Below are 24,607 nucleotides of genomic sequence, written 5' to 3'. Positions count from 1 at the left end.
GCTAGACCCCCAGGTACCGGTGCGTGACGGCCGAATCGGCGGCGAGGTCCGCCGGCGCGCCGTGATAGACCACGTGGCCTTTGCTGAGTACGTACACGTCGCCGGCGACCCGGAGGGCCATCGGCAGGTTCTGCTCGACGAGCAGGATGCTCAGCCCTTCCTCGCGGAGGCGGACGATCGCGTCGCCGAGATACCGGACCAGCAGCGGCGCGAGGCCTTCGGATGGCTCGTCCATCAGCAGCACGCGCGGGTTCGTCATGAGCGCGCGGCCGATCGCGAGCATCTGCTGCTCTCCGCCGGAGAGCATGTTGCCGCGGTGCCCGGCGCGCTCGCCGAGCCGCGGAAACAGGCCGAGGACCCGCTCGATCGACCACGGCGTGCCGCCGGCACCGTTCGCGTCGCGCGCCGCGACCGTCAGGTTCTCGTGCACGGTGAGGGACGGGAAGATGCGGCGGCCCTGCGGGACGAGCCCGATGCCGGCCCGCGCGATCTCGTGACTCGGCGCGCGGGTGATGTCACGGCCGCCGAACATCACGCGGCCCCGCCGCGGCCGCGCGAACCCCACCACCGACCGGATCAGCGTCGTCTTGCCCATGCCGTTCCGGCCGAGGAGCGCCGTGACGGCGCCGGGCCGCACCTCGAGGCTGACACCCTGCAGCACGTAGGAGTCGCCGTAATAGGTGTGGATGTCGTCGACGGCCAGCACGGCAGGCTCGCGCATCCCGCGAGACGGTCCCGCGTCAGACGGGACGGGCTCAGGCATGCGCGTCCGCCTCGGCGCCGAGGTAGATCTCCTGAACGGACGGATCCGCGCGCACGGCCTCCTTCGTCCCTTCCGCCACCACACAGCCGAAATGCAGCACCGTGATCGCGTCGACGATCTCGAACGCGACGTCCATGTCGTGCTCGATGAGCAGGAGCGTCAGCCCCGGATCGAGCGCCTTGATGAACTGCGCCATCTCCCGCCGTTCGCCCGGCGACAGCCCGGCCGCCGGCTCGTCCAGCAGCAGGAGCCGCGGACGCCCGGCCAGCGCCAGCAGCACCTCCAGCTGCCGCTGCTCGCCGTAGGAGAGCACGTGGACCTCGGTGTCGCGCTTCTCCCAGAGCCCCGCCGGCTCGAGCAGGGCCCGTGCGCGGTCGAGCACCGTCCGGTCGCGGCGCAGCGGCCGCAGCATCGCGTACTTCGAGGGCCCGAGCGCCTGCACCGCGAGCAGCATGTTGTCCTCGACCGTAAGCGGCCCGAAGAGGTTGGTAATCTGAAACGTGCGCCCGAGCCCGAGCGCGGCCCGCCGGTGCGCCGGCAGGCCCGTCACGTCGCGGCCGAAGAGCCTGAGGCGTCCCGACGTCGCGGCGAGCTCGCCCGTGATGATGTTGAACAGCGTGGTCTTGCCGGCGCCGTTCGGCCCGATGATCGCGCGGCGCGACCCTTCCGGCACGGACATGGAGACGTCCCGGATCGCTTCGAGGCCGCCGAACCGGCGGCAGATCCGGTCGAGCTCCAGAACGGCCTGCCCCGTCACCGTCGTGCCGGCCGGCGCCCGCCTGCTAACAGTACCGGCAGGGCGGATAGTTGCGGTCGTACACCGGCTGCTTCAGAAACTCCGCGGGCGCGAACGTCCAGAACTGCGAGACGTTGTGGAAGGTGTGGATCACGGTGTTGACCAGGCGCCCGTTCTGGTACTCGACCTTTCGCACGTACTCGTTCTGGATGGGGTTGTGGTAGCTGTCGAGCCGGACCGGTCCGCGCGGCGCGTTCGGCAGCTGGACGGCCAGCATCGCGCGTAGGAAGGCGGCGCGGTCGTCGACCTTGCCGTCGATGCGCTGCACGGCCGTATCGATCCACATGCCGCCTGTGTAGTTGGTCTCCGCGTAGTACGACGGGTCCTTCTTATACTTGGCGTTGTAGGCGTCGACGAACTTCTTCGCCGCGAGCGTGGTCAGGCCGGCGGCCCAGTGCAGGCAGGTGATGATGCCGGTCGCGTCCTCCGGTGCGCCCATGCCGCGGAGCAGGCTCTCATCAGACAGCAGCGCGCCGCCGATGAGGGGGATCTTGTCTTTCAGGCCGTACTGCCGGTACGCCTTGGCGAAGCGGATCACGTCCACGCCGGTCTCGGTCGCGTAGACGGCGTCGACGTCCCGGCGCAGCTGCGTGACATACGGGCTGAAGTCCGGCGTGCCGAGCGGCGTCCAGATCTTCTGCACGACCTGGCCGCCGTGCTCTTCGAACGTCTTCTGAAACCCGCCGACCACCTCGTAGCCGAAGGCGTAGTCGCTGCCGATGACGGCGATCCTTTTGTACTTGAGCGTCGTCGCCGCGTATTCGCCGAACGGGTGCGAGGGCTGGCTGCTCGACCATCCGACGCGGACGAAGTTCGGCGCGCCCTTCCGCTGGGTGAGATCGTCCGCGGACGCGACCATGAAGATCATAGGCGTCCCCCGCTCCGCGACGTAATCGCGGACCGCGTAGGCCTCGTTGGCCAGCAGCGGCGCGGTCAGCAGGTGGACCCGGTCCTGCTCCACCAGTTTGCGGGCCTTGGTCAGCGCGTTGGCCGGCACGCCGCCCGCGTCCTCGACGATCAACTGGACCTGCTTTCCGCCGAGCATCGAGTTCTTCTCGGACAGGTACATCTGGAAGCCGTCGAGCATATCGCGGCCGCTCGGCGCGACGTTGCCCGTGACATCCGCGATGAAGCCGATGCGGAACGCCGGCGACGGCTGAGCGTACACGACGGGGCGGAGGCGATCGAGCCCCCCGGCGGCCGCCGCTCCCGCCAGCGCGAGGCCTCCCTTGAGAAGCGTCCGCCGCATGATGCGATGTCTTGCCAAGCCCCCCACCTCCGTGGCCGGTTCTACGTGGTGTGCGATTGTTCGACGGCCGAAACCCGGGTCCCGCGTACGCGGGCCCCGCGGGCGAGCAGCGTTCGCGCGGCGCCGACCACGCCGCGGGGCGCGTACATCACCGCCAGGATGAGGATCGCGCCGAGGATCGTCAGCCAGCGCTGCGTGATGCCGCTGAGCATGTTTTGCAGAAAGACGAGCAGCGCGGAGCCAACGAGGGGCCCGAAGAGCGTGCCGGAGCCGCCGAGAATCACCATGAGCAGCGCGTTCGCGGACGCGACGAGGTGCACGTCCGCGGGCGAGACGAAGCCGTTGTAGTACGCGTACAGCACGCCGGCCAGGCCGCAGAACGTGCCGGCGAGGATGAAGACCAGGTATTTGTGGAGGAAGACGTTGTAGCCGAGCACGCGCATACGGGACTCGCTCTCACGGATCCCGCGCAGCGAGAGGCCGAAGGGGGACGTCACGATGAGATGCATCACGAGGGCCGCGACGAGCGTCAGCGCCATCGCAAAATAGTAGAAGACCTGAATCCGGCCCATGCTGAGCCCGGCCGCCAGCACCGGCCGCGCGATCCCGCGCAGCCCGTTGTCGCCGCCGGTCACCGACACCCACCGGTAGGCCAGTCCCCAGACGACCTGTCCCAGCGCGAGCGTGATGATCAAGAAATACGGGCCGGTCGCGCGGATCGCCAGCAGCCCGAACAGCGCCGCCGTGAACGCGGCCGCGAGCACGCCGGCCGCGGCGGCCGGCCAGAACCCCCACGCGTGCGTCGTGGCCAGCACCCCGACCACGTACCCGGCGACGCCGAAATAGGCGGCGTGGCCGAGCGACCCCAGTCCCGTGTAGCCGACGAGCAGGTCGAGGCTCATCGCCATGATCCCGTAGCAAAACGTGAGCGTGAGCAGGTGCAGGTAGTAGGTCGGCGCAACCGCCGGCAGCGCGCACAGGGCCGCGATAACGGCCGTGCCGGCGGCGAGACCGCCGTAGGACCGCCACATACGCTAGGCCCGTCCGAAGAGGCCCGTCGGCCGCACGGCGAGGATCAGCGCCATCGGCGCGAAGAGTGTGAAATAGGACAGCTCGGGGAACATCGCTTTGCCGAAATTGTCGAGCAGCCCGACGAGGAGACTGCCGATCAGCGCGCCCTTGAGGCTCCCGAGGCCGCCCATGATCACGACCACGAACGTCAGCGGCAGCACGTCGAAGTCGGCGCCGGGGTAGATCGAGAGGAACGCGCCGCCCATCACCCCGCCCGCGGCCGCGAGGAACGCGCCGAGCGCGAACACGCCGGTCATCACCCGCCCGACGTTGATGCCGAGGCCGCGCGCCATCTCGGCGTCGTCGACGGCCGCCCGCACGGTCGCGCCGAGGCGCGTGCGCTCGAGCAACAGCCACAATCCCACAAAGACGCAGAGCCCCACCGCGATCACGAACAGGCGGTACGCCGGAAAGTACACGGGGCCGAGGACCAGCGTGCCGGAGAGCACCTTCGGGACCGGGATGCTCTGCGGATCGCCGCCCCACACCAGCAGCGCCTGGTCGGAGAAGAAGAACGCGAACCCCATCGTCAGCAGCACTTGAGGCAGCGTTTGCTGATGGAACCGCGCCAGGAACCACCGCTGCATCACGATGCCGATGGCCGCGACGGCGGCCCCGCCGGCCACGATCGCCAGCGGGAAGACGCCCGTCCAGCGCATGACCGACAGCCCGACGTACGCGCCGAGCAGATAATAGGAGCCGTGCGCGATGTTGGCCACCCGCATCAGCCCGAAGATGAGCGTGAGCCCGCTCGCGAGCAGGAACAGCAGGGCGCCGAAGGAGAGACCGTTGAGCGCCTGCTGCAGGTAGAACGACGCGCCCACGGCCGGGCCTTAGAGCTCGAGCCCGAGGAGCCGGGCCGCGTTGCCGGCCTCGATCGCCGCGGCGTCGGCCGGCGCGAGGGCTAGGCGCCGCAGGCGGCCCGCCGGATCAGGGTCCGCCATGTCGTACGGCAGGTCCGTGCCGAGGAGCACGCGGTCCGGTCCGGCGGCCTCGATCAGGAAGGCGAGGGCGCGGTCGCCGTGCGTGATCGTGTCGGCGTGGAAGCGCTTGAGGTACGCCGACGGCGGCCGGCGGAGCGCGCCCTGGACCTCCGGGCGCACCGCGTAGGTGTGGTCGAGCCGTCCCAAGAGAAACGGCAGCGAGCCTGCGCCGTGCGCGAGCACGATCTCGAGATCGGGGTGCCGGTCGAGGACGCCGGCCATGATCAGGCGGGCGGCGGCGAGCGCGGTCTCGTTCGGATTGCCGACGGAGTTGCCGAGGTGCCACTCGCCCATGCGCTCCTCGCCGGCGTTGTTCAATGGATGGGTGAAGACCGGCAGCCGGCGCCGCACCGCGCACTCCCACAGCGGCTCAAACGACGGGTCGTCGAGGTAGCGGCCGTTCACGTTCGTGCCGACGTACAGCGCCCGGCAGCCGGCGCGGGCGGCCCGCTCCGCCTCCGCCACCGCCGCGGCGAGATCTTGAAGGGGCAGCGTCGCAAACGCGAGGAACCGCCCGGGATGCGCGCGGCTGATCGCGGCGATCTCGTCGTTGAACACCGCGGCCAGCTCGCGCCCGACGTCCGGCGGCGCCCAGTACAGCATCGGCGGAGAAAGCGACAGCGCCTGGACCGCGATGCCCCAGCGGTCGAGCGCCGCCAGGCGCTCCGCGACATCCCAGAAGACCGGCCCGATCGCGGAGCGCTGGCGCGGGCTGCTCCAGACGATCCGCTCGCCGCCGCGCGTCTCCACCTTGACGCCGTGCCGGGCGCCGACCCGGTCCAGGGCGGCCAGGAACCGCTCCGGAAAGACGTGGCTGTGAACGTCGACAATCATGCGGCGCCGGCGGGGTACGTTACGCCATCATGTCGTCGGCGTGCTCGCACAGCGTGAACCGCTCGTGGCCGCTGTCGGTCACGACGATGTTCTCCTCGAGGCGGACGGTCTGCTCGAGGCCCGGATGCCCCGCGAACGTCTCGATCGCGAAATACATGTTCTTCTTGAGCTCCGCGGGGTACTTGAGCGAGTACGCGCGGGAGATCCACATCCCCTCGTACAGACTGAGCCCGATGCTGTGCGCGAACTGCTGCAGCGAGACGCTGCCGTATTTGTCATCGTCGTAGACGGGGAAGTGCTTCGCGACGTCCGCGGAGGTCGCCCCGGCGCGGACCGCGCCGATCGCCGCGTAGAGCGAATCGTAGCACTCCTTGTAGAGGTCCTTCTCCTTTTGGGTCGGCTTGGCGGCGACTTTCCAGCAGCGCACGAAGTCGATGAAGTAGCCGCCCGGGCCGACCGCGTTGATGTCGATGATCATGAGGTCGCCCTGACGGATGATCTTGTCGGTGTGCCACCGGCGGTAGGGGCTGGTGTTGCCGCCGGACGCGACGATGATATCGTAGACGAAGTCGAAGCCGCTGCGGTACAGGTATTCGTTGACTTTCGCGCAGACCTCGGCCTCCCGGACGCCGGGCCTGGCCCATTCATGCTTCGCCATATACATCGCGGCGTCGCCGTGGGCCGCGGCGATCTTGTGGCACTCCAGCTCGTCCTGGGTCTTGATGACCCGCGCCTGCGACATCGCCGGCCAGCCGTTCGTGATGTTGAGCCCTTCCTTCGTCAGCGACTGGTAGGCGACCATGTCCATGATATCGATGCCGATCTTCTCCTTGTGCACGCCGGATTCGCGCAGCACGTCCGCGATCGACCCGGCCATGCGCGCGGCCATCTCCCCCTCCGCGCCCTCGGACCACTTCCAGGTGATCGCCGGCCGGACCTCAGTCAGCCACGGCGCGTCCATCTGCGCGCAGACCATGTCGCTGCCGACCGTCTCGAACAGCACCGGATCCTTGCCGCGCGGCAGCACCGCGTAGCGGATGAAGATGTTGTTCTTCCAGTTGCCCTGGTACACGCCGGTGACGTAGCGGACGTTCTCGCCGACGAACAGGATCAGCGCGCCGAGATCGTGCTTGTCCATCATCTCGCGCGCGCGCGCCAGCCGCTCGCCGCGCAGCCGGTCGAAGTTGACGCGGCCCTGCCAATCGGTCCCGGACGTGCTGAAGACGCGCCGGGGCTGGAGCTCGTGCTGCCCGGCAATAAACGGGTGGTACGTCATCGATGTGGCCCCCCTTTTGCGTTCGCGCCAGGCGCCCCGCCCCGCGTAGCCGGGGTCGCTCCGACGCACTCGTCTTATCGCTCCCGCGAGTCTATCGACCGGTGCCTAGGCGAGCAGCGCCGCGCAGTACGGGCTTCGCGAGATCCGGCGCGCTCCGGCCGGGGTCACGGCCACCATGTCTTCCAGCCGGACGCCCCCGCCTCCCGGCACGTCCGGAAGCCAGATCAGCGGCTCGACCGCAAACACCATCCCCGCCTCGAGGGTCACCGTGGCGGCGCCGGGAAAGGCCTCGCCGATATACGGCGGCTCGTTCGAGCCGCACCCGATCCCGTGGCCGATGAACAGGCTGAGAAAGCGCTCGCCGACGCCGTGCGACGCCGCGCGGTCGCGGATCACCGTCGTCACCTCGGCGTTCGTCGCGCCGGGGCGCATCGCCGCGATGCCCGCCTGCAGCCCGTCCCACACCGCGCGGTAGATCCGCCGCTGCTCGGGCGACGGCTCCCCGCACACCACCGTCCGGCCGATATCGCCGAAGTAGCCGTTCCACATCGCCCCGATGTCGATGAACACGAGGTCGCCCTCGCGGATCAGCTTGTCGGTCGCGAGCCGCGTCGGCGGCGACATCCGCTCGCCGCTCGCCACGAACGGCGTCGTCACGTGGGGATACTCGCCGCCGAGCCGGTGGAGCGTGCGCAGCGCCTCGCCGGCGACCTCGCACTCCCGCACCCCTTCGCGGACGGCGGCGGTCGCGGTTGCCGTGACCGCCTCGGCGATCGCCGTCGCTTCCTCGATCACCGCCAGCTCCTCCGCCGTCTTGATGCGCCGGGCCGCCTGCATCGCCGCGTCGCCGTCCACCCAGCGGATGTCGGCGCACGTCTCCGCCAGCGCGTCCATCAGCAGCTTGCTCGCCAGGTCGATGCCGACGCGCGCGCCGCGGAGCCCCCGGCGGCGCAGCAGGCCCGGGATAATTTCCGAGGCGACGTGACGGATGAGGCCGGGCTCTTCGAGGATGGGGATTGTCTCCCAATCGCCGACCCACGGCATCGTGGCCTCGGCGCGGTCGCGATCTCCGCCGGAGACGAGGAGTGCCGTGGTTCCGTCGCGCGTGCAGAGCGCGCCGTTCAGTACGCCGTTCTTGCCGGCGATGATCTGCGGGCGCAGGCTCGTGAGATAGCGGACGTTCTCTTCCTTCCAGACGAGTACCGCGTCGAGGTCCGCCGCCCCGATCGCCTGCCGCGCGCGCTCGACCCGTCCGGCGCGCAGGCGCGCCATGTCGACGCGCGCCTCGTAGTCCGCGGCCCCCGCGCCGCGCGACCAGGTCAATACGCGACCTCGACCAGGCGTCCCTCGCGCGCCGACCGGATCACGGCGTCGGTCAGCTGCACGCTGCGCAGGCCGTCCAACCCGGACGCGTTCGGCTCGCGATCGTGCGCGACCGCGTCGTTGAAGGCGGCCATCGACCGCACGACCGCGTCCCTGCTGGAATGCTTGGTGACCTGCTCGCCGGACGCGGTGAGGACCCGCAGCTCGCCGTCGAGGAACGGCCGCGTGCAATCGATGCCGAGGATGCGGCCCTCCGTGCCGTAGATAGCGATGTCCGGCTGGAAGTTCGGCACCTTCTGGTTCGCGTTGACGTAGGCCAAGGTCTCGTTCTGAAAGCGAAGCAGCGCGAGGACCATATGCTCCAGGTCCGCGGCCCGGCCGACGTCCGTGATCGCCGTCACTTCCCGGACCTCGGCCCCCAACAGGTAGCGCACCAGATCGAAGGGGTGGACCGCGATGTTGTTGATCGAGCCGAGCCCCGCGAGCTGCGGGTCGGCGCGCCACGACCGGAATTGGTTCACGCCGGAGCTCACCTCGATCTGTATCAGGATCACGTCCCCGATCGCGCGCTGCTGCAGCAGACGCTTCGTTTCGGCGAACGCGGTATGGTGGCGCGTCTGGAAGTGCGTGCCGAGCTTCAGGCCCGCCGCCTCGAACGCGTCGACCATCCTCCGCGCGTCGCCCACCGACAGCGCGAGCGGCTTCTCGCAGAGGACGTGCTTGCCGGCGCGCGCCGCGGCGAGGGCCTGCTCCGCGTGCTGCGCGTTCGGGGTCGAAATGTACACGATGTCGACCTCGCGGTCGCGCAGCAGGTCCGCGTAGTCCGTATACGCCCGCTTGGCACCGTGCTGCGCCGCGAAGGCGTCGGCGCGCCCCCGGTCGCGGCTGACCGCGGCGACCAGCGTGCCCCGCTCACCCAGAGCCTTGATCGCCGGCGCGGTGGCGCTGCCGGCGAAGCCGCCGGTCCCGATGATGCCCCATCCGAGTGACACGTGGCTCCCCTCCCCTTGGGGTATCGTGCGATTTCCCCTTCGATAACTACCGCTCTCCTACCCGCGCAGGCCGCGCCGCCCGGCGGCGAGAAATACCACGGTCATGTTGCGTCACTCTGTGATCTGGCGGCTGCGCGACACCACGACACCGGCGCTGCAAACGGAGATGCTGGAAGGCCTGGCGTACCTCCGCATGGAGTGCCCGATGGTACGGTCGGGCGATTACGGCGACGATCTCTTCGGCGGCTCCCGGCGGTTCGACGACCCGCCGCCCTTCGAGGCATCGCCCGTCTGGCACCGCGGAGCGGACGGCCCTCCCGCCAACTACGACGTGGCGCTCCACCTCGATTTCGACGACTGGGACGCGTACCGGCAGTACAGCCCGCATCCCGCCCACAAGGCCGGCTCGGTCTTCAACGGCGCGGTATCGTGGGACGAGCTCACGGCGCGGGTGGACTGGTACTTCGACGGCGAGACGCCGACCCGGCGGGGACACGTCACGCACGTGGCGATGTTCGTCTGGGCCGACGGTGTCTCGGAGCAGGCCAAGCAGCGGGCCCTCGACGCCGTCCGGGCCCTCGGCGCCGCCCCGGACGTGGAGGCGGTCGCGCTGGGTCACAATGTCGGCCAGTTGGTCAGCGACTACGACTGGATCATGGACGTGCAAACGCCCGATCGCGCCGCGGCGGAGCGGCTGCTGGCAGGCCCGCACTTTGCCCGCGCAATGGACGCGGTCGCCGCTGCGACGAAGTACGAGTGGACGGCACGTCTGTCGCACGTGATGCGCGGCCCGTAGCACCCGGCTCACCCGGTCTTCATCCGGTGCTGGATGAGGGCGGTTCGCTCCACGCGCGTCAGCCCGGCGAGCAGTTCGGCGGCCTCGCGGTACGCGGGGTGCTCCAAGAAGGCCGCGGCGCCGCTTTCGTCCGCGAAGTGCGCCTCGAGCACCAGATCGGCTCGCCCCATCTTCGCCCATCCCAAATCGCCGGCGACCTCGAGCGCGTAGATGGCGTCGCATTCGGCGCGCAGGGCGGCGAGCGCCCGCCGCGCGTCGCGCTTCCTGCGCTCGTCGATTCCCTCACGCCAAACGTAGAGCGCCAGGTGGCGCACCCGGCCTTGGACCGACGCCGGGCCCTTGTAGAGGTAGTCGGCCCTGGCCGTGATTTCTTCGTGCGTGATCGTGTCGATGAAGCCCCCGACCCGGGCGTGGTGCGGGTCGCCGCTGTACTCGTCCCAGGACGCTTTGTTCCCGTGGTCCCGGAGAAGCACGAGATCGTAGTTGCCGTCTGTCAAGCCGATGTCTTCGCCGAAGTCGACGGCGTGCACGGGACTTGCGTAGCTGATGTAGGCGAGGCCTTCCTTCGCCCGGAGCCGCTGCTCCGGCGTCGCGCGATCGTTCCAGCGCCAGAGAACGACGCGCCGCAGGACCGGCGACGCCTGCGCATCCCGCGGGCTACTCCCACGCAAGTGGGGTGAGATCGTCATCCGCCTAGTACCCCCGCATCACGTGCGTGACCCGCGCGGTCCATTCGTGCTTGGTCACGGACGCGATGATCTCCATCGCGCCGGCGTACTCGGGCCCCTCGACGAGGGCGCGCGCCGCCGCCGGGTCCGGCATCTGCACGTCGAGGATCCAATCGAAGTTGGCCGCGGGGCCTACCGCATTCTCGCCGTCCGCTGCGCTCCCGGCAACCATGTAATTCAAGCCCGCGACCGCGGACACGACGCCCGGGGCGTCGGCCAGGCTCCGGGCCGCGGAGAGGGCGCGCGAGCGCGCGGCGGCGCCGGCCTCGCCGGCCCAGACGAACATCGCCGTGTGGCGGACGAATCCGCGGCGAATCAGCGGGGGCCCGTCGTACCGCCAGTCGATGCGCGCGGTGAGGTCCGGGACGTTGACCGCGGCGTTCCGGCGCGCGACGGCGCGCCGGCGGTCGTCGGCAAGGTACCGTGCGAGCGCCGCCTCGTCGTCGAAGTCGAGGTGGAGCGCGATGTCGTAGTTGCCCGTGGGCCCCTCCCGGCGCGCGCGCCAGCGCGGCGTGCGCTTCCACGGCGGCACCGCGAGCAGCGGGGCCGAGCCGCCGAAGAGGTCCTCGCCGTAGTCGCCGGCGCGCACCCCGGCGCACTCCATGCGGAGGAACGCGAGGCCGCGCCGCATCGCGAGTTTCTGGTCCTCGCTGATCGTGTCCCGGTGGAGAAAGAGCGCCGTGTGCCTCAGCATGGGTGCGGGAGCATCAGTGGCGCATCCCGGTCGTCGCGACCCCGGTGATGATCTGCCGCTGGAACACGAAGAAGAGCGCCGTCAGCGGCACCGAGGCGATCGCCGACACGGCCATCAGCATGGGGAACTCCGACGTCTCGGCGGACTGAAACGTCTGTACGGCGAGCGGGACGGTCGCCTTCGACGTGTTGCTGATGATGAGGAACGGCCAGACGAAGTCGTCCCACGTCGACTGGAAGATCAGGATCGCGACCGTGAGCAGCGCCGGCCAGGCCAGCGGGACGGCGATGCGGAGAAACGTGCTGACGTGGCCCGCGCCGTCGATGCGCGCCGCGGCGATCAGGTCGTCGGGCAGCGACAGGAAGTACTGCCGCATCATCAGGACGCCGAGGGCGTTCGCGGCCACGGGGACGATCATGCCCTGGTAGCTGTTGAGCCAGCCCAGGCGCTGCACGGTGAGATAGAGCGGCACCATGACCACCTCGAGCGGCAGCATCAACGTGGCGAGAATGAGGACCAGCAGGATGTGGCGGCCGAGGAAGCGGTACTTCGCGAGGCCGTAGCCCGCGAGGGCCGAGAGCAGCACGTTGAGCACGGTGACGCTGCCCGTGACGATGGCGCTGTTGACGAAATAGCGCGTGAAGCGGACGGTCGAGTACGCCGCCGGGTAGTTGCGCCACAGCGCCGGGTGCGGAAACCACTGGATCGGCAGGTCGAACACGTGCCGGTTGCTTTTCAGCGACGTCGAGACCATCCAAAAAATCGGCATCAGAAAGAGGACGGTCACGCCGCTGAGCAGCAGCAGCAGCCCGATCGTCGCCGCGTGTGCCCGGACCCGGGCGGCCCCTCGCCGCGAAGGGCGGACGGCCGCGGGCGCGAGGCTCATCGGCTCATCCCTCCTCGCTCCGGAGCGCGCGGAGGCTCAGCATCGTAAAGACGACGATGATCAGCAGCATCACCAGCGCGGCCGCGGACGCGTAGCCCATTTGGAAGCCCAGGAAGCCGGTCTGGTACACGAACAGCGACAGCGTGGTGCTCGCGTTGTCGGGCCCCCCGCCCGTCATGACGAGGGCGAGCACGAAGTTTTGGACGGTCAGCGTGATCGCGAACACGAGCACGACCAGAAACGTCGGCTTGAGCATGGGCAGCGTGATCGACCGAAATCGCCGCGGGGCGCCGGCGCCGTCGACCTTCGCGGCCTCGTACAGCTCGCCCGGGATCGACTGCAGTCCGGCCAGGTAGATGACCATGCACAGCGGGGTCAGCCGCCAGGCCGTCGCCACCACGAGGGCTGCCACCGCGCCCTGAGGTGAGAGCAGCCAATTCACGGGCTGCAACCCGACCGCCTTAAGCGCGTTGTTGACCAGGCCGTACGGGTGGAAAAGAAACTGCCACAGGATCGGTGCGACGATGATCGGCACGACGGCCGGAAGGAACATCAGCGTGCGAAAGAGTCCCCGGGCCGGGACCTTCTGGTTCAGCAGCACCGCGAGGCCGAGTCCGAGGACCATCGACAGCGCGATCGTCGCGCCGACGTAGCGCCCGGTCGTCGCGAGCGCCCCGGCGAACGCGGTGTCTCGAGCCAGCCGCGCGTAGTTGGCGACGCCGACGAAGCGCCAGGTCCGTTCCGTGAGGCTCGCGTTGGTGAGGCTCAGTCCCGCGGCGTAGGCCATCGGCCAGAACTTGAAGCACACGAGCAGGACGAGGATCGGCACGGTGAAGGCGAAGCCCCACCACGGCTGGGTGGGACCGAACCACCGCCGGCGCATTCTGTTCAGAAGAGGCTCCGCCGGCCAGGCGCGGTTGACGGCGACAGGCGCCGTGTGCTCGCTACTCACGGTACCGCGGATCGACCCCGGCTCAGGGGTGCCTCCCTGAGCCGGGGCGACCCTGCTCCTCCCCCCGGCGCGCGATCGTCGCCGCTACTTGCCGATCGCCTGAAGGTATTCTTGCTGCATTTCCTGGAGCGCCTGCGGAATGGCCACGTTCTTGAACACGACCTTCTGCACGCCGTTCTGAATCGCGCCCTGCAGCTGGCCCCAGTGGCTGGTCTGCGGCAGCGGCCGGGCGTAGGTCAGTTCGGTCTTGAACACGTCGATGAACGGCGTGGCCTTGACCTCGGGCGCCTCGAAGACCACCTTGCGCGGCGTCAGGCTGCCGGTGTTCACAAAGCGGACCACGCCGCGGCTCGTAATGTAGTCGATCAGGCTCCACGCCGCGAATTGCTCGGCCGCGGACGCGTGCTTGTTGACGCAGAAGTCGAACGAGTACTTCGGCGACCCGCCCGGCTGTCCCGAGATGCTCGGCAGCTGCGAGACGTAGATGTTGCCCTTCAGATCCGGATTGAGCCGGATCGCGAAACTCAGGGCGTTCGCTCCGCCGTACGACATCACGTCGAGCCCGTCGGCGAAGTCCTGATAGGGCGACGTCTGCACGTCTTTGGTGATCGTCGGGGCGACGGCGGTATCCTTAAAGATCTGCATCGCGTTGGCGGCGGCCGCCGAGGTCAGGAGCGGGCTGCCGTCCCGGTCGAGCACGCGCGCGCCCTGTGACTCGACCGACGCCACGAACAGCATCGCGTACCACTGCGGGCCGGCGGTGTACCGGACGCCGAAGCCGCGCTGCGCGAGCTGGCCGTTGGCATCATACTTGGTCAGTTTCTTCTGCAGGGCCGCGACCTGAGCCCACGTGTGGGGGACGTCCTGCGGGATCTTGAGCCCGGCCGCCTGGAACTTCGGCCGGTTGACGAGCAGACTCCAGGACGGAGCGGAGACCGGCAGGCAGTAGATCGCGCCGCCGCGGCTCTGGGCCTCGAGCGCGTGCGGCAGGTACAGATCGCTAATCTGTCGCATGCTGGCCACGCCGAACGCCGCCGGGATCGCGGGCGCCATGTACGGGATAAACCCCTCAATCCAGGGCTCGAAGACGGCGAACAGGCTCGGACCGCCGCCGGTTGGGAGCTGCGTCGAAAGTTTCTGGAACCCCGGGCCGAGCGGCGTTTGCGCCGCCTGCACGGTGACGCTCGGATGTTGTTTCTGCCACTCGGCAATCAGGCCTTCTTCGATGTGGAACCCCGGCGCCTCGTCGCTGCCGAACATCGTCAGGGTAATGTTCCCCGCCGGGAATCCGGACGGAGCGGAGTTCGCGGCGATCCCGCCGCCCGCCAGCAGCGAGGCGGGAAGCGCAAGCGCCACCAGAACGGCGACCCGTACGAGCCACGATCTTAACATGCCGACACCCCCAGGGCTGTTGTCATAGGCCGAGCAGTCCCGCGAGATTCTTCACCAGCACCTTCGCTTCGACGTCCGGTGAGAGGCGCAGGGCCCGCACGGTGTCCACGGGCCGCTCGTCCCCCATGTTGAACGGGTAGTCGCTGCCGATCACGATGTGGTCGTCGCCCATGCGGTCGAGCAGAAACCGCAGGGACAGCGCGCTGTGCGTCAGGCTGTCGCAGTACAAATTCCCGAGGTACTCGCTGGGACGGCGGGGCAGCCGTTCGTGCACCTCGCGCCGCGCGGCATAGCCGTGGTCGAGCCGGCCGACCTGGTACGGCAGGTACCCGCCGCCGTGCGCCAGGATGACGCGGAGCCCCGGAAACTGCTCGAAGACGCCGCCCATGATGAGGTGGGACGCCGCGAGCGCGGTCTCGAGCGGGAAGCCGGCGAGGTTCCACAGCGCGTAATCGTGAAACCGCCGCATGTCCCCCCAGTTTTGCGGATGCAGAAACAGCGGCACGCCGAGCCGCTCCGCCGCCGCGTACACCGGCCGCAGGCTGGGATGGTCGAGATCGCGGCCGTTGATGTGGGTGCAGATCTCCGCGCCGCGCAGTCCTAGCTCCGTGACCGCGCGGTCCAACTCGGCGGCGGCCCGATCGGGATCCTGCATCGGCAGCGTGGCCAGGCCGGCGAAGCGATCCGGATGCGAGCGCACCAGTTCGGCCATGCCGTCGTTTTGAATCGCCGCGATGCGGGCGCCGACGGCCGGCGGCGCCCAGTAGTAGAATTCCTCGGGCGACGGGCCGAGCGCGGCCGCGTCCAGCCCGCGCCGGTCCAGCGCCTCCAGAATCAGGCGCTCGTCGTACAGGTGCCGCGGCAGCGTCGTGCCGGGCTCGAGCGCGACGTCCGGCGGGGCATGGTACACCATGCGGTCGGTGCCGCCGTCGCGTGTGAGCTCGACGGTGTCCGCGAACGTCCCGCGCCGCACGGCGTCGACGAACCCCGGCGGCACGACGTGAAAGTGGACGTCGATCGAGTGCACGGCGCTAATCCAGCACCAGGCCTTCCGGACGTTTGCCCTCGATCATCGCGACGATCTGCCGCGCCGTCCCCTTCGCCAGCTCGCCGCGGGCGAGCCAGGTGGCGCCGCCGTTGTGCGGCGCGAGGATGACGTTCTCCATCGTGAAGAACTCCGGGCTCGGGGCCATCTCCGGCGACCCCGGCGGCTCGTGCCAGAACACGTCCAATCCGGCGCCGGCGATCGTGCGGTTCTGCAGCGCCCGCACCAGCGCCGGCTCGTCGACGAGGCGGCCGCGCGCGGTGTTGATGAAGTACGCCGTCGGCTTCATGAGCGCGAATTCCCGCTCGCCGATGATCTTGTGGTTGTTCGGATTGTAGTCGACTTCGAGGCAGAAGAAGTCGCTGCGCCGGAGCAGTTCGTCCTTGTCCGCGACCCAGGCGAGCCCCATCTCGCGCTCCTGATCGGGCGCGAGGCGCGTCCGTTTCGTATAGAGGAGCTCCACGCGGAACGGACGGAGCCGGGGCGCCATCTTCTTCGCGACGATGCCGAGGCCGAACAGTCCGACGGTCTTCCCGACGACGCCCGGGCCCATGAGCGCCATCGTGTGCTCCTGGAGCGAGCGGCCGGAGCGGGTGTAGCGGTCGGCATCGACCATCCGGTAGGCGAGGCCGAGCAGCATCGCGATGGTGAGATCGGCGGTGGCGTCCGCGATGTGGTCGTAGATCGGTTCCCACGGCGCCTGAAACACGACCGGCACGCCGAGCGCGCGCGCGGTATCGAGGTCGATCGCGGGGTTCTGGGGCAGCCGGCGGTGCACGATGAAAATGCCCTTCAGTTTGGGGTTCGCCTTGATGACGTCGCCGCTGATGATGTTCCCGCCCATGACGAAGAGGTAGTCGGAGCGCGAGGCGGCAACGATCCATTCCTCCTCGGTCATGTTGCGGTCGGTGCGCGGGAACACTTTGACCTCCGCGACCTCGCGCAGAATCTCGAGGCCCGGCTCGGGAATGGGCTGGCTGACGAAGACGGTCGGTCTCACGAACACACCTCCACGCTGGAATTGGCCTTTACGGCGGCATGCGACCGGGCGCCCGTCGGGCCGCGGCAACCGAGGAAACGGTCGCGGGCCGGGTGAACTCGACACGTCAGGATGAGCACGGCCTCTCGGCGTTGGGCGCCGAGCCTCACGCTGAGCGCCGCCGGATTCTGCGCGAGCATGTCCTGGCAGGTCGTGGTCCCCATCCTCTCCCTCCACCTTGCGCACATCGGCTTCGGCATCGCCGAGATCGGGGTCGTGGTCGGCACATTCAGCCTGAGCATGGGCCTCGTCGAGCTGCAGGCCGGCGTGATCGCCGCCGCGATCGGGCGCCGCCGCCAGCTGCTGGGCGCCCTCGTCGCGAACGCGCTCTGCCTCGGCGCCGCCGCGGCCGGCGAGGCCCGCGCGCTCGTTGCCGTCGCCCTCACGGCGGTCGGCGCCGCGCGGGGCGTGCTCATTCCCCCGCTGCACGCCACCGTCGCCGATTCGGCGACGCCGGAGGACCACGGACGGGCCTTCGGCACCTTCTGGCTGTGCACGTCGTTCGCCGCCCTCGCCGGGCCCGCGCTCGGCGGGTTCGCGGCATCTCGCATCGGCGAGCGCGCGCCCTTCGTGGCCGCCGCGCTCTTCAGCTTGGCCGCGATCCCGCTCCTGGCCGGCCGGCCGATGCCCGGGCGCGCCCCGGCGCGCGCGTCCTTTCGCGACTTCATCGTGTATCTGTCAACCGCATCGGTCGCGCGCCTCGGCGTCGCCATCCTGCTCTGCTACAGCGTGGCCGGCATCTGGACCACGTTCCTGCCCCTGTACGCGTCCCGGCAGGGCGCCTCCGTTCTGTTCATCGGTTGGATCTTCGCGATCCAGGGCGGCATGTACGCCGTGATGCAGGTCCCCACCGGCCGGCTCGTCGCCCGGGGCCACGGCCGGTGGCTGATGCTCGCCGCGATCGCCGGGACCGCCGGCACCGTCCTCGCCGTCCCGCTCGTGCACACGGTGCCGCTCCTGCTGGCGGCGGGGGCCGTCTACGGAACGGCCTGGGGCATCATGCCCGTCATGTTCGCCATGCTCGTGACGCGGGGCGTTCCGCCCGATCGGTACACAGCGGCGATGAGCGTGTTCAACAGCGCCATCGACCTGGGCCTGTTCGCCGGGCCCCTTTTGGGCGCAACGGTCGCGCGCGCCAGCCTCACGGCGCCGTTCCTGCTGGCGCTGCCGATCGGGCTCGCGGCCGCCGCGGTCGGCCCGGCGGCGGCGTTCCGGCGGTCCGGTCAGGACGGATGATCCGCCCCGCGCGCGGAGCTCCACGTCCCTACCTGTACGCCGCGGCGTACTCGTCCGCGGCCTGATTACGCATTCCCGTCGCCCCCCGCCGTGCCGATCGGCTGCTGCGCGGCCGCACCCGAGAGCGCAGCCGGCTTTGAGAGCGCGATCAGTGCCAGAAACTCGAAGACGACGGTGGCCGCGAGCAGCGCCGTGATGGCGGCGGAGTCGTGGGCGGGCAGCACCTCCACCACGTCGTAGCCGACGAACGGCACCCCGGTCAGGTGGCGCAGGACCTGCAGCCCGAAAGCGCTCGTGGGCCCGCCGGCTTCCGGCGTGCCGGTGCCGGGCGCGAACGCCGGATCGAAAAAGTCGATGTCAAAGCTGAGAAACGCGGGCCCCGCCCCCACCCGCCGCCGGATCGCCGCCGCGACATCGGCCGGCGACATCGTCAGCAGGTCCGGCGCCAGCAGCACCTCGAAGCCGAGCCGCCGGTTCTCGTCGAGATCGCCCGGCGCGTACTCGCTGCCGCGCAGCCCGACCTGGATCGAGCGGGCGGTGTCGAGGAGCCCCTCCTCGCACGCCCGCCGGAACCCCGTGCCGTGCGTGTAGCGCACCCCCCAGTAGTTGTCCCAGGTGTCGGTGTGCGAGTCGAACTGGACGAGCGCGAGCGGCCCGTGGCGCCGGGCCATCGCGCGCAATTCCCCCAGCGTGACGGAGTGGTCTCCACCGAGGCCGATCGGGATCGCCCCCGCCGCGGCGCACTCGGCCCATTCCGCCTCGATGTTCGCGTAGGTCCGCGCGATATCGCCGGGCACGACGGCGACGTCGCCGCGGTCGACGACGCGCAGCGCCTCGAGCGCGTTGATCCGGTGGTACTGGTTGGACGGCCGCAGCAGCACGGAGATGTCGCGGATCGCCGACGGCCCGAAGCGCGCGCCGGTCCGGAAGCTCGCCGCGGTGTCGAACGGGATGCCCATGATGGCGACCTGCGCGCCGGCCTGCTTCAGATCAGCGGTCCACGGCAGCCGCATGAACGTGCGGATGCCCGAGAAGCGCGGGCTCTGGGTCGCGCTCGGAAGATCGGTCGGTCGCATCGCCGGCACCTCGGCCTCGCGAGACGTCAATCCTTGAGGCCGGATAGCGCAATACCGCGGATGAAGGCGCGCTGGAAGAAGAAGAACAACAGCACCATCGGCACCATCGCGATCGTCGAGATGGCCATGACCGAGTTGTAGGTCGTGACGTACTGCTCCTGAAACCGCTGCAGCCCGATCGGGATCGTGCGGAGGGCGTCTGAGGTGATGATGAGGTACGGCCAGACGAAGGCGTCCCACGTCTCCCGCCAGGTGAAGATCGCGAGCGTCAGCACGGCCGGCCACGTCAGCGGCACGACGATCCGGAAGTAGGTGGCGAGCTCGCCCGCGCCGTCGATGCGGGCGGCCTCGACCAGCGAGTCCGGCAGGCTCAGCATGAACTGCCGCATCAGGAAGACCCCGAACGCGTCCGCGACGACCGGGACGATCATCCCCTGATAGGTGTTGAGCCAGCCGAGGTTCTTCACGATGAGGAAGGTCGGCACCATCAGCACTTCGATCGGCAGCATCAGCGTGCTCAGCACCGCGAGAAAGAGGGCGCGCTGGCCGAAGTACCGGTACTTCGCCAGGCTGTACCCCGCCATGCCGGCGAGCACCACGTTCAGCACCGTGACCGACAGCGAGACGATGAAGCTGTTGGCGAAGTACCGCGCGAACGGAAACTCGTCCCAGGCGGCGGGATAGTTGGCCCACTGCGGCGGGCGCGGGATCCACTGAATGGGCAGCGCGAAGACGTCGCGCAGCGGTTTCAGCGACGTCGAAATCATCCAGAGAATCGGCGCCATCTGGACGAGCCCCCAGGCCGCGACCAGCAGCACGCCGATCCAGTAGACGGCGCCCGCGCGTCTATCCACGCGCGTCCTCCCGGAAGAACCGCAGCTGCAGGAGCGTGAACATCATCGTCCCGAGCAGCAGAAACATCGACGCCGCGCTGGCGAGACCCATCTTGAAGAACTGAAAGCCGGTCTGGTAGATGAACAGCGACAGCACGCGCGTCGCCCCGTCCGGCCCGCCGCCGGTGATGATCAGGACGTTCGTGAAGACCTTCGACATCAAGATCAGCGAGATCACCACCACGAGCAGCACCGTCGGCCGCAGCAGCGGCAGCGTCACGTACCGGAACGCCTGTCCCCCCGCCGCCCCGTCGATCGCCGCGGCCTCGTAGTACTCGTGCGGGATGTTCTGCAGCCCGGCCAGGTAGACGATCATGAAGTACGGCACGAACCGCCACAGCCCCGCGAGAATGAACCCCGGCATCACCGCGCGGCTGTCCGTGAGCCACATGATCGGCCGGACGCCGAACGCGTGAAGCGCGACGTTCAGCAGGCCGTACGGATGGAAGAGGAACTGCCAGATGACGGCGTACACGACGACCGGGACGATCGCCGGCAGAAAATAGACCGTCCGCAGCAGGTTCTTGCCGGGCAGCGGCGCGTTGAACACGAGCGCCATGGCCAGCGAAAGAAACCAGATGAACACGCACGTGCCGAAGACGTAGTACAGGGTGACGCCGACCGATTGATGGAACAGCGGATCCCGGAGCAGCGTCCCGTAGTTCTTGAGGCCCACGAATTTCGGCGGGCTCAGCAAATCGTAGTTGGTGAGGCTGAGATACAGCGCCTGGAACATCGGGATGAACTTGAAGACGACGAGCAGCAGAAACATCGGCGCGAGGAACAAATAGCCCCAGGCCTGGTGCCGCGCCTCCGCGGAACGCAGCCACCGCGCCAGCGGCCGGCGGGGGGCTTTGATTACGCGGGAACCCGTCCGGGCCGGCATGCCGGCCGGTGTCGTCCCCGCGTCCAGGGCCCGCATCGGCTAGGCGGCCCCCAACAGACGCAGCATGTTGCGGCCGAGGACGTTGGCCTCGCGCTCCGCGCCCAGCCGGCACGCCCGTACGCTTTCGACCGGCGTCTCGTCGCCCATGTCGAACGGGTAGTCGGTGCCGATCACCACGTGGTCGTCCCCCATCCGCTCCACGAGGAACCGCAGCGCCGTGGTGTTGTGGGTCAAGGTGTCGCAGTAGATGCCGCCGAGATACGCGCTCGGCGGATTCGGCAGCCGGTCGTGCAGCTCTCCGCGCACCTTGTACCCGTGGTCGAGGCGGCCGATCTGGTACGGGAAATAGCCGCCGCCGTGCGCGAGGATGATCTTGAGCTCCGGATTCCGCTCGAAGACGCCGCCGGCGACGAGGCGCGCGGCGGCCAGGCCGGTTTCGTACGGGAAGCCCACCAGGTTCCAGAGATGGTATTCCTTCAGGCGCCGCATCTCGCCCCAGTTCTGCGGATGCAGAAAGATCGGCGTCCCGTGCCGCGCCGCGGCGGCGAACACCGGCGCAAAGCGCGGATCGTCGAGGTCCGCGCCGTTAATGTGCGTGCAGATTTCAAACGCCCGCATGCCGAGCCGCGTGACCGCGCGCTCCAGCTCGCGCGCGGCCCGCTCGCCGTCCTGCATCGGCAGCGAGCCCATCGGGAACATCCGGTCCGGGTGCGCCCGGGCCAGCGCGGCGATGCCGTCGTTGATCACGCGGGCGACCTGTTCCGCGAGCTCGGGATCGGCCCAGTAGTAGAACTGGCCCGGCGACGGCCCGATCGCCGCGGCGTCCAGTCCCCGCCGGTCGAGCCCCTCGAGCATCAGGCGGACGTCGGAGCACCGCGTGTCGATCTCATTGCCCGGCTCCAGCACCACGCCGGGCGGCGCGTGGTACACCATGTGCTCCGCGCCGCCCCGCCGTTCGATCTCCACCGACTGGCGGAACGCCCCGCGCCGCACCGCCTCGTAGAACTCCGGCGGGACGACGTGAAAGTGCGTGTCGATCGTTCGCGGCGTCATCCTCTTGGGATCGCGGACCCGCGCGCGCGCGGCGATGCCGCCGAGCTCGCTTGTTGCGATTCCATGGCCTACTTGGCCGACGCGCGGATGAACTCGTCCGACGCCTCGGCGAGCGCCGACTTCGGATCCACGTCCTTCAGCACGACCTTGTCGACCATGCGCGCGATGATGGTCTGCAAGTCCGCATAGTACGTGGTGCGGCCGAGCGGCCGGCCGACCGAGAGGTCGTGGGTATACGCCGACATGAACGGCGTGTTCCGGGCCACCGGCATGCCGAGCCAGCCCTTGGTCCCCTGCAGGAACTGGATCCGGGACCACCACAACTCCGGCCGGGCGCTCATGAAGTGGATCAGGTCCCAGGCGACGCGCTTCTGATCGGAGGAGGCGCGCGCGTTCACGCTCCAGTTGAACGAGTAGATGAGGGTGACCGGGTGGTCGGGGTGCAGCTGCGGCAGCGGCACGACCGTGTAGTTGCCCTTCATCGCCGGGTTGATCTGCTCGACGATCTTGCCGACGTGCGGGCCGGCGAACGTCATCGCGTCCTGCTCCACCGCGAAGTCCTGATACGGAGACGAGCACGTGTTCTGCGTGACGCCCGGCGCGACGACGAGGCTCTTCCAGACCCGGAGCGCCGTGAGGCCGGCCTCGCTGTTGAAGACCGGCTTGCCGTCCTTGATCACGTCGCCGCCGGCCTGGTACGTCAGGATGTGGAAGATGTGCGCCTGCCAGTGGCCGTCGTCGCAGATGTAGCGGAACTCGAACCCCTTCTGGGTGATCCGGTCGCCCTGCTTCTTGGTCAGGACCTTGTCGAGGCGCGCGACGTCGTCCCAGGTCTTCGGCGCGTCCTTCACCGGATCGAGGCCCGCGGCGCGGAACATCCGGTTGTTAATGTAGAGGCTGTGGGCGTTCAGCTGGTCCGGCACCGCGTAGAGGCTGTGGCCGGCGGTGACGGCATCCAGCACGTGCGGCAAATACAGCGCCAGCACGCCGTCCACGTTCGGCTGGCCCCACGCGGCGGGCGGCAGCGGCTCCACCGCCTTGGCCACGATGTACTTCTGGAGGTTCGCGTCGGAGGCTTCGAAGATCTCCGGCGCCGTGCCCGAGGCGATCGCCGCGGCGACCTTCAGGGACTTGACGTCGGTCTCGAAGTTGACTTTGACGTTCGTGTGTAGCTTCTCGTAGTCCGCGATCAGCTGACGCAGCAGCGCCGACTTGGTGCCGTCGCCGCCGTCCCATTCGTTGAGCGTTACCGGCCCGGCCGGCAGCACCCACCCGCCGGCCGCGGCGGTCGCCGCCGGCACCCCGGCCCCGCGGGGCATTCCCGCTCCAAGGCACATCGCCAGTACTGCGATCACTCCAGCCACGAGACGGCCGCAACGCATCATCAGGTCCCCCTCCTCATCACGCGTTGGATGCAAGTCCCTTGCCGGTCGCTCTCCCCGCCGCCCTCCTAGTCGCTGCGTCGAAACTCGAGCACGCTCAGGCCCTCGTACCGGTCGATCGCGTAGACGAACCCGCGCCGGTCGACGAAGATGTCGTTGGTCTGCGCGGCCGGCCGGCCCGCCCCCGCGGGCGGCACGTAGGCCGCCGCTTCGCGCGGGCGGTACGGATCGGAGATGTCCACCGCGCGGACGCCGCCGCTGAACCACGCGAGGAACACGATGTTGTCCTCGCGGATGTGCTCCCAGGGCTGATGCGCGCCGAAGCGCTGCCCCGGCACCACGAGCCCGTCCGGCTCCACCTGATACGTGGCCACCGGCACCGACCGGGTCTCCTCCGTGATGTCGAGCACCCACATGAACGCCGGCGGGTCCTCGAGCACGTCGTCGGTGACGTCCTCGTCGGTCACGACGGCGAAGCGGCGGCCCCGGATGAGGTGCGGCACGGGCAGAAACGTGTGCGTCGGGTTCACGTACGGCGGATCCCACGCCACGGCGCTCACCGTGCGCGGTCTGCTCACGTCGGAGATGTCCACGATCATGACGCCCGCGTGGCCGCACGCGGCATACGCGCGGTTCCCGCGCGCCAGCGCGAGATGGACCCAATGGTCGACCGGCAGCGGTTCCGGGGACGCCGAGGCCTCCTGGCCGGCGAACGACCACCGGCCGGCGACGGCGGGCCGCGCGGGATCCGCCACGTCCAGGATCAGCAGGATGTTGGACCGGAACCCCGGCCACTCGGTGGAAAGAAACGCGTGCGTCCCTTGGAGATCGAAACGATGGACGCCGCGGCCGGCGGTGCGGAAGAACGCGATCTCACGGGGCCGGCGGCGGTCCGCGATGTCGAAAATCTTGAGGCCCACGTCGGGCGTGCGGCTGAGATCGCCCTCGGGGTACCGCTCGTAGTTCACCAGCATGACATCGCCCGCGACGCGCACCTTGTGCGAGTGAATATCGTCCGGAACCGTCAGCCGCGCGAGCACGCGGGGATTCGCCGGGTCCGCCACGTCAAGGATCGAGGTGCCGTGGGGCGGCGCCATATGGCCGACATACGCGTAGGCGCCGTCGACCACGATCTGTCCCCCACCGGGCAACGCGAGATGCCCCACCGGCTCGAACCTCGCGACGAGCTGCCGGGCGCTTCGCACCATGTCACCGACCGCGGACGGGATGTGTTGTTGAGCATGCCAGGGCAAGATGGGAGA

At 69.4% G+C, this 24,607-nt stretch carries 24 protein-coding genes; 2 read left to right on the top strand and 22 right to left on the bottom strand.

The genetic code is table 11. The annotated features are described in order from the left end of the window. Position 1: 1 nt before the first annotated feature. The 9 genes from VKT83_14395 to VKT83_14355 all read right to left on the bottom strand — a co-directional run bounded on the left by VKT83_14395 (position 2) and on the right by VKT83_14355 (position 9,287). Positions 2 to 763 (bottom strand): ABC transporter ATP-binding protein, encoded by a 762-nt coding sequence (locus tag VKT83_14395; protein ID HLY23651.1) that lies wholly within the window; start codon positions 761 to 763, stop codon positions 2 to 4. Then, complete coding sequence (locus tag VKT83_14390) at positions 756 to 1,520, bottom strand: ABC transporter ATP-binding protein (protein HLY23650.1); 765 nt, start codon at positions 1,518 to 1,520, stop codon at positions 756 to 758. The genes VKT83_14395 and VKT83_14390 overlap by 8 nt, the downstream gene beginning before the upstream one ends. A gap of 25 nt (positions 1,521 to 1,545) precedes the next feature. Next, positions 1,546 to 2,826: an ABC transporter substrate-binding protein gene (locus VKT83_14385; GenBank protein ID HLY23649.1), complete on the bottom strand. Its 1,281-nt coding sequence runs from the start codon at positions 2,824 to 2,826 to the stop codon at positions 1,546 to 1,548. Positions 2,827 to 2,849: 23 nt separating this feature from the next. Further along, complete coding sequence (locus VKT83_14380; GenBank protein ID HLY23648.1) at positions 2,850 to 3,839, bottom strand: branched-chain amino acid ABC transporter permease; 990 nt, start codon at positions 3,837 to 3,839, stop codon at positions 2,850 to 2,852. A gap of 3 nt (positions 3,840 to 3,842) precedes the next feature. Further along, the gene (locus tag VKT83_14375; protein ID HLY23647.1) at positions 3,843 to 4,703 is read right to left on the bottom strand and encodes a branched-chain amino acid ABC transporter permease; all 861 of its coding nucleotides are present in this window, start codon (positions 4,701 to 4,703) and stop codon (positions 3,843 to 3,845) included. Between the two features lie 9 nt (positions 4,704 to 4,712). After that, positions 4,713 to 5,696, bottom strand: coding sequence for an amidohydrolase family protein (locus VKT83_14370; GenBank protein ID HLY23646.1), 984 nt, complete (start codon positions 5,694 to 5,696; stop codon positions 4,713 to 4,715). A 19-nt stretch (positions 5,697 to 5,715) separates the two neighbouring features. Beyond that, complete coding sequence (locus VKT83_14365; protein ID HLY23645.1) at positions 5,716 to 6,972, bottom strand: Xaa-Pro peptidase family protein; 1,257 nt, start codon at positions 6,970 to 6,972, stop codon at positions 5,716 to 5,718. A gap of 105 nt (positions 6,973 to 7,077) precedes the next feature. Then, positions 7,078 to 8,295: a Xaa-Pro peptidase family protein gene (locus VKT83_14360; protein HLY23644.1), complete on the bottom strand. Its 1,218-nt coding sequence runs from the start codon at positions 8,293 to 8,295 to the stop codon at positions 7,078 to 7,080. Continuing rightward, on the bottom strand, positions 8,292 to 9,287 hold the full coding sequence (locus VKT83_14355; GenBank protein ID HLY23643.1) for a Gfo/Idh/MocA family oxidoreductase: 996 nt from the start codon (positions 9,285 to 9,287) through the stop codon (positions 8,292 to 8,294). The genes VKT83_14360 and VKT83_14355 overlap by 4 nt, the downstream gene beginning before the upstream one ends. 103 nt (positions 9,288 to 9,390) lie before the next feature. On the opposite strand from VKT83_14355, the gene VKT83_14350 reads away from it, so the two are divergent. Next, entirely contained in the window at positions 9,391 to 10,083 is a 693-nt protein-coding gene (locus VKT83_14350) for a hypothetical protein (protein HLY23642.1), read from the top strand. Between the two features lie 8 nt (positions 10,084 to 10,091). Here VKT83_14350 and VKT83_14345 read toward each other — a convergent pair whose 3' ends face one another. The 7 genes from VKT83_14345 to VKT83_14315 form a co-directional block, all read right to left on the bottom strand. Then, positions 10,092 to 10,772, bottom strand: a complete 681-nt coding sequence (locus VKT83_14345; protein ID HLY23641.1) for a Dabb family protein — start codon at positions 10,770 to 10,772, stop codon at positions 10,092 to 10,094. A gap of 4 nt (positions 10,773 to 10,776) precedes the next feature. Next, positions 10,777 to 11,505 (bottom strand): hypothetical protein, encoded by a 729-nt coding sequence (locus VKT83_14340; protein HLY23640.1) that lies wholly within the window; start codon positions 11,503 to 11,505, stop codon positions 10,777 to 10,779. Between the two features lie 13 nt (positions 11,506 to 11,518). Then, positions 11,519 to 12,391 carry a carbohydrate ABC transporter permease gene (locus VKT83_14335; GenBank protein HLY23639.1) on the bottom strand — a complete coding sequence of 291 codons (873 nt, stop codon included), beginning with the start codon at positions 12,389 to 12,391 and terminating at the stop codon, positions 11,519 to 11,521. A gap of 4 nt (positions 12,392 to 12,395) precedes the next feature. After that, on the bottom strand, positions 12,396 to 13,274 hold the full coding sequence (locus tag VKT83_14330) for a sugar ABC transporter permease (GenBank protein ID HLY23638.1): 879 nt from the start codon (positions 13,272 to 13,274) through the stop codon (positions 12,396 to 12,398). A 153-nt stretch (positions 13,275 to 13,427) separates the two neighbouring features. Further along, positions 13,428 to 14,735 carry an extracellular solute-binding protein gene (locus VKT83_14325; protein HLY23637.1) on the bottom strand — a complete coding sequence of 436 codons (1,308 nt, stop codon included), beginning with the start codon at positions 14,733 to 14,735 and terminating at the stop codon, positions 13,428 to 13,430. Between the two features lie 22 nt (positions 14,736 to 14,757). Continuing rightward, the gene (locus VKT83_14320) at positions 14,758 to 15,762 is read right to left on the bottom strand and encodes an amidohydrolase family protein (GenBank protein ID HLY23636.1); all 1,005 of its coding nucleotides are present in this window, start codon (positions 15,760 to 15,762) and stop codon (positions 14,758 to 14,760) included. Positions 15,763 to 15,766: 4 nt separating this feature from the next. After that, positions 15,767 to 16,780 (bottom strand): NAD(P)-dependent oxidoreductase, encoded by a 1,014-nt coding sequence (locus tag VKT83_14315; protein HLY23635.1) that lies wholly within the window; start codon positions 16,778 to 16,780, stop codon positions 15,767 to 15,769. Positions 16,781 to 16,891: 111 nt separating this feature from the next. Between VKT83_14315 and VKT83_14310 the strand changes: the two genes are divergently transcribed. Next, a complete protein-coding gene (locus VKT83_14310; GenBank protein ID HLY23634.1) occupies positions 16,892 to 18,055 on the top strand; it encodes an MFS transporter in 1,164 nt (387 codons plus the stop codon). A gap of 65 nt (positions 18,056 to 18,120) precedes the next feature. Here the strand turns inward: VKT83_14310 and speB are convergent, their stop codons facing one another. The 6 genes from speB to VKT83_14280 form a co-directional block, all read right to left on the bottom strand. Then, positions 18,121 to 19,131: an agmatinase gene (speB, locus tag VKT83_14305; protein ID HLY23633.1), complete on the bottom strand. Its 1,011-nt coding sequence runs from the start codon at positions 19,129 to 19,131 to the stop codon at positions 18,121 to 18,123. 26 nt (positions 19,132 to 19,157) lie between these two features. Continuing rightward, positions 19,158 to 19,985: a carbohydrate ABC transporter permease gene (locus VKT83_14300; GenBank protein ID HLY23632.1), complete on the bottom strand. Its 828-nt coding sequence runs from the start codon at positions 19,983 to 19,985 to the stop codon at positions 19,158 to 19,160. Next, positions 19,978 to 20,946, bottom strand: a complete 969-nt coding sequence (locus VKT83_14295) for a sugar ABC transporter permease (protein ID HLY23631.1) — start codon at positions 20,944 to 20,946, stop codon at positions 19,978 to 19,980. Before VKT83_14295 ends, VKT83_14300 begins: the two co-directional genes overlap by 8 nt. Before the next feature lie 3 nt (positions 20,947 to 20,949). Then, entirely contained in the window at positions 20,950 to 21,963 is a 1,014-nt protein-coding gene (locus tag VKT83_14290; protein ID HLY23630.1) for an amidohydrolase family protein, read from the bottom strand. 68 nt (positions 21,964 to 22,031) lie between these two features. Continuing rightward, complete coding sequence (locus tag VKT83_14285) at positions 22,032 to 23,348, bottom strand: extracellular solute-binding protein (protein HLY23629.1); 1,317 nt, start codon at positions 23,346 to 23,348, stop codon at positions 22,032 to 22,034. A 65-nt stretch (positions 23,349 to 23,413) separates the two neighbouring features. After that, positions 23,414 to 24,553 carry a hypothetical protein gene (locus tag VKT83_14280; GenBank protein HLY23628.1) on the bottom strand — a complete coding sequence of 380 codons (1,140 nt, stop codon included), beginning with the start codon at positions 24,551 to 24,553 and terminating at the stop codon, positions 23,414 to 23,416. Positions 24,554 to 24,607 lie beyond the last annotated feature (54 nt).

It is taken from the genome of bacterium (assembly GCA_035308905.1).
Taxonomy (GTDB): domain Bacteria; phylum Sysuimicrobiota; class Sysuimicrobiia; order Sysuimicrobiales; family Segetimicrobiaceae; genus DASSJF01.
Note: the sequence above shows the minus strand (reverse complement) of the source record. Positions and strands in the feature narration are given on the sequence as shown.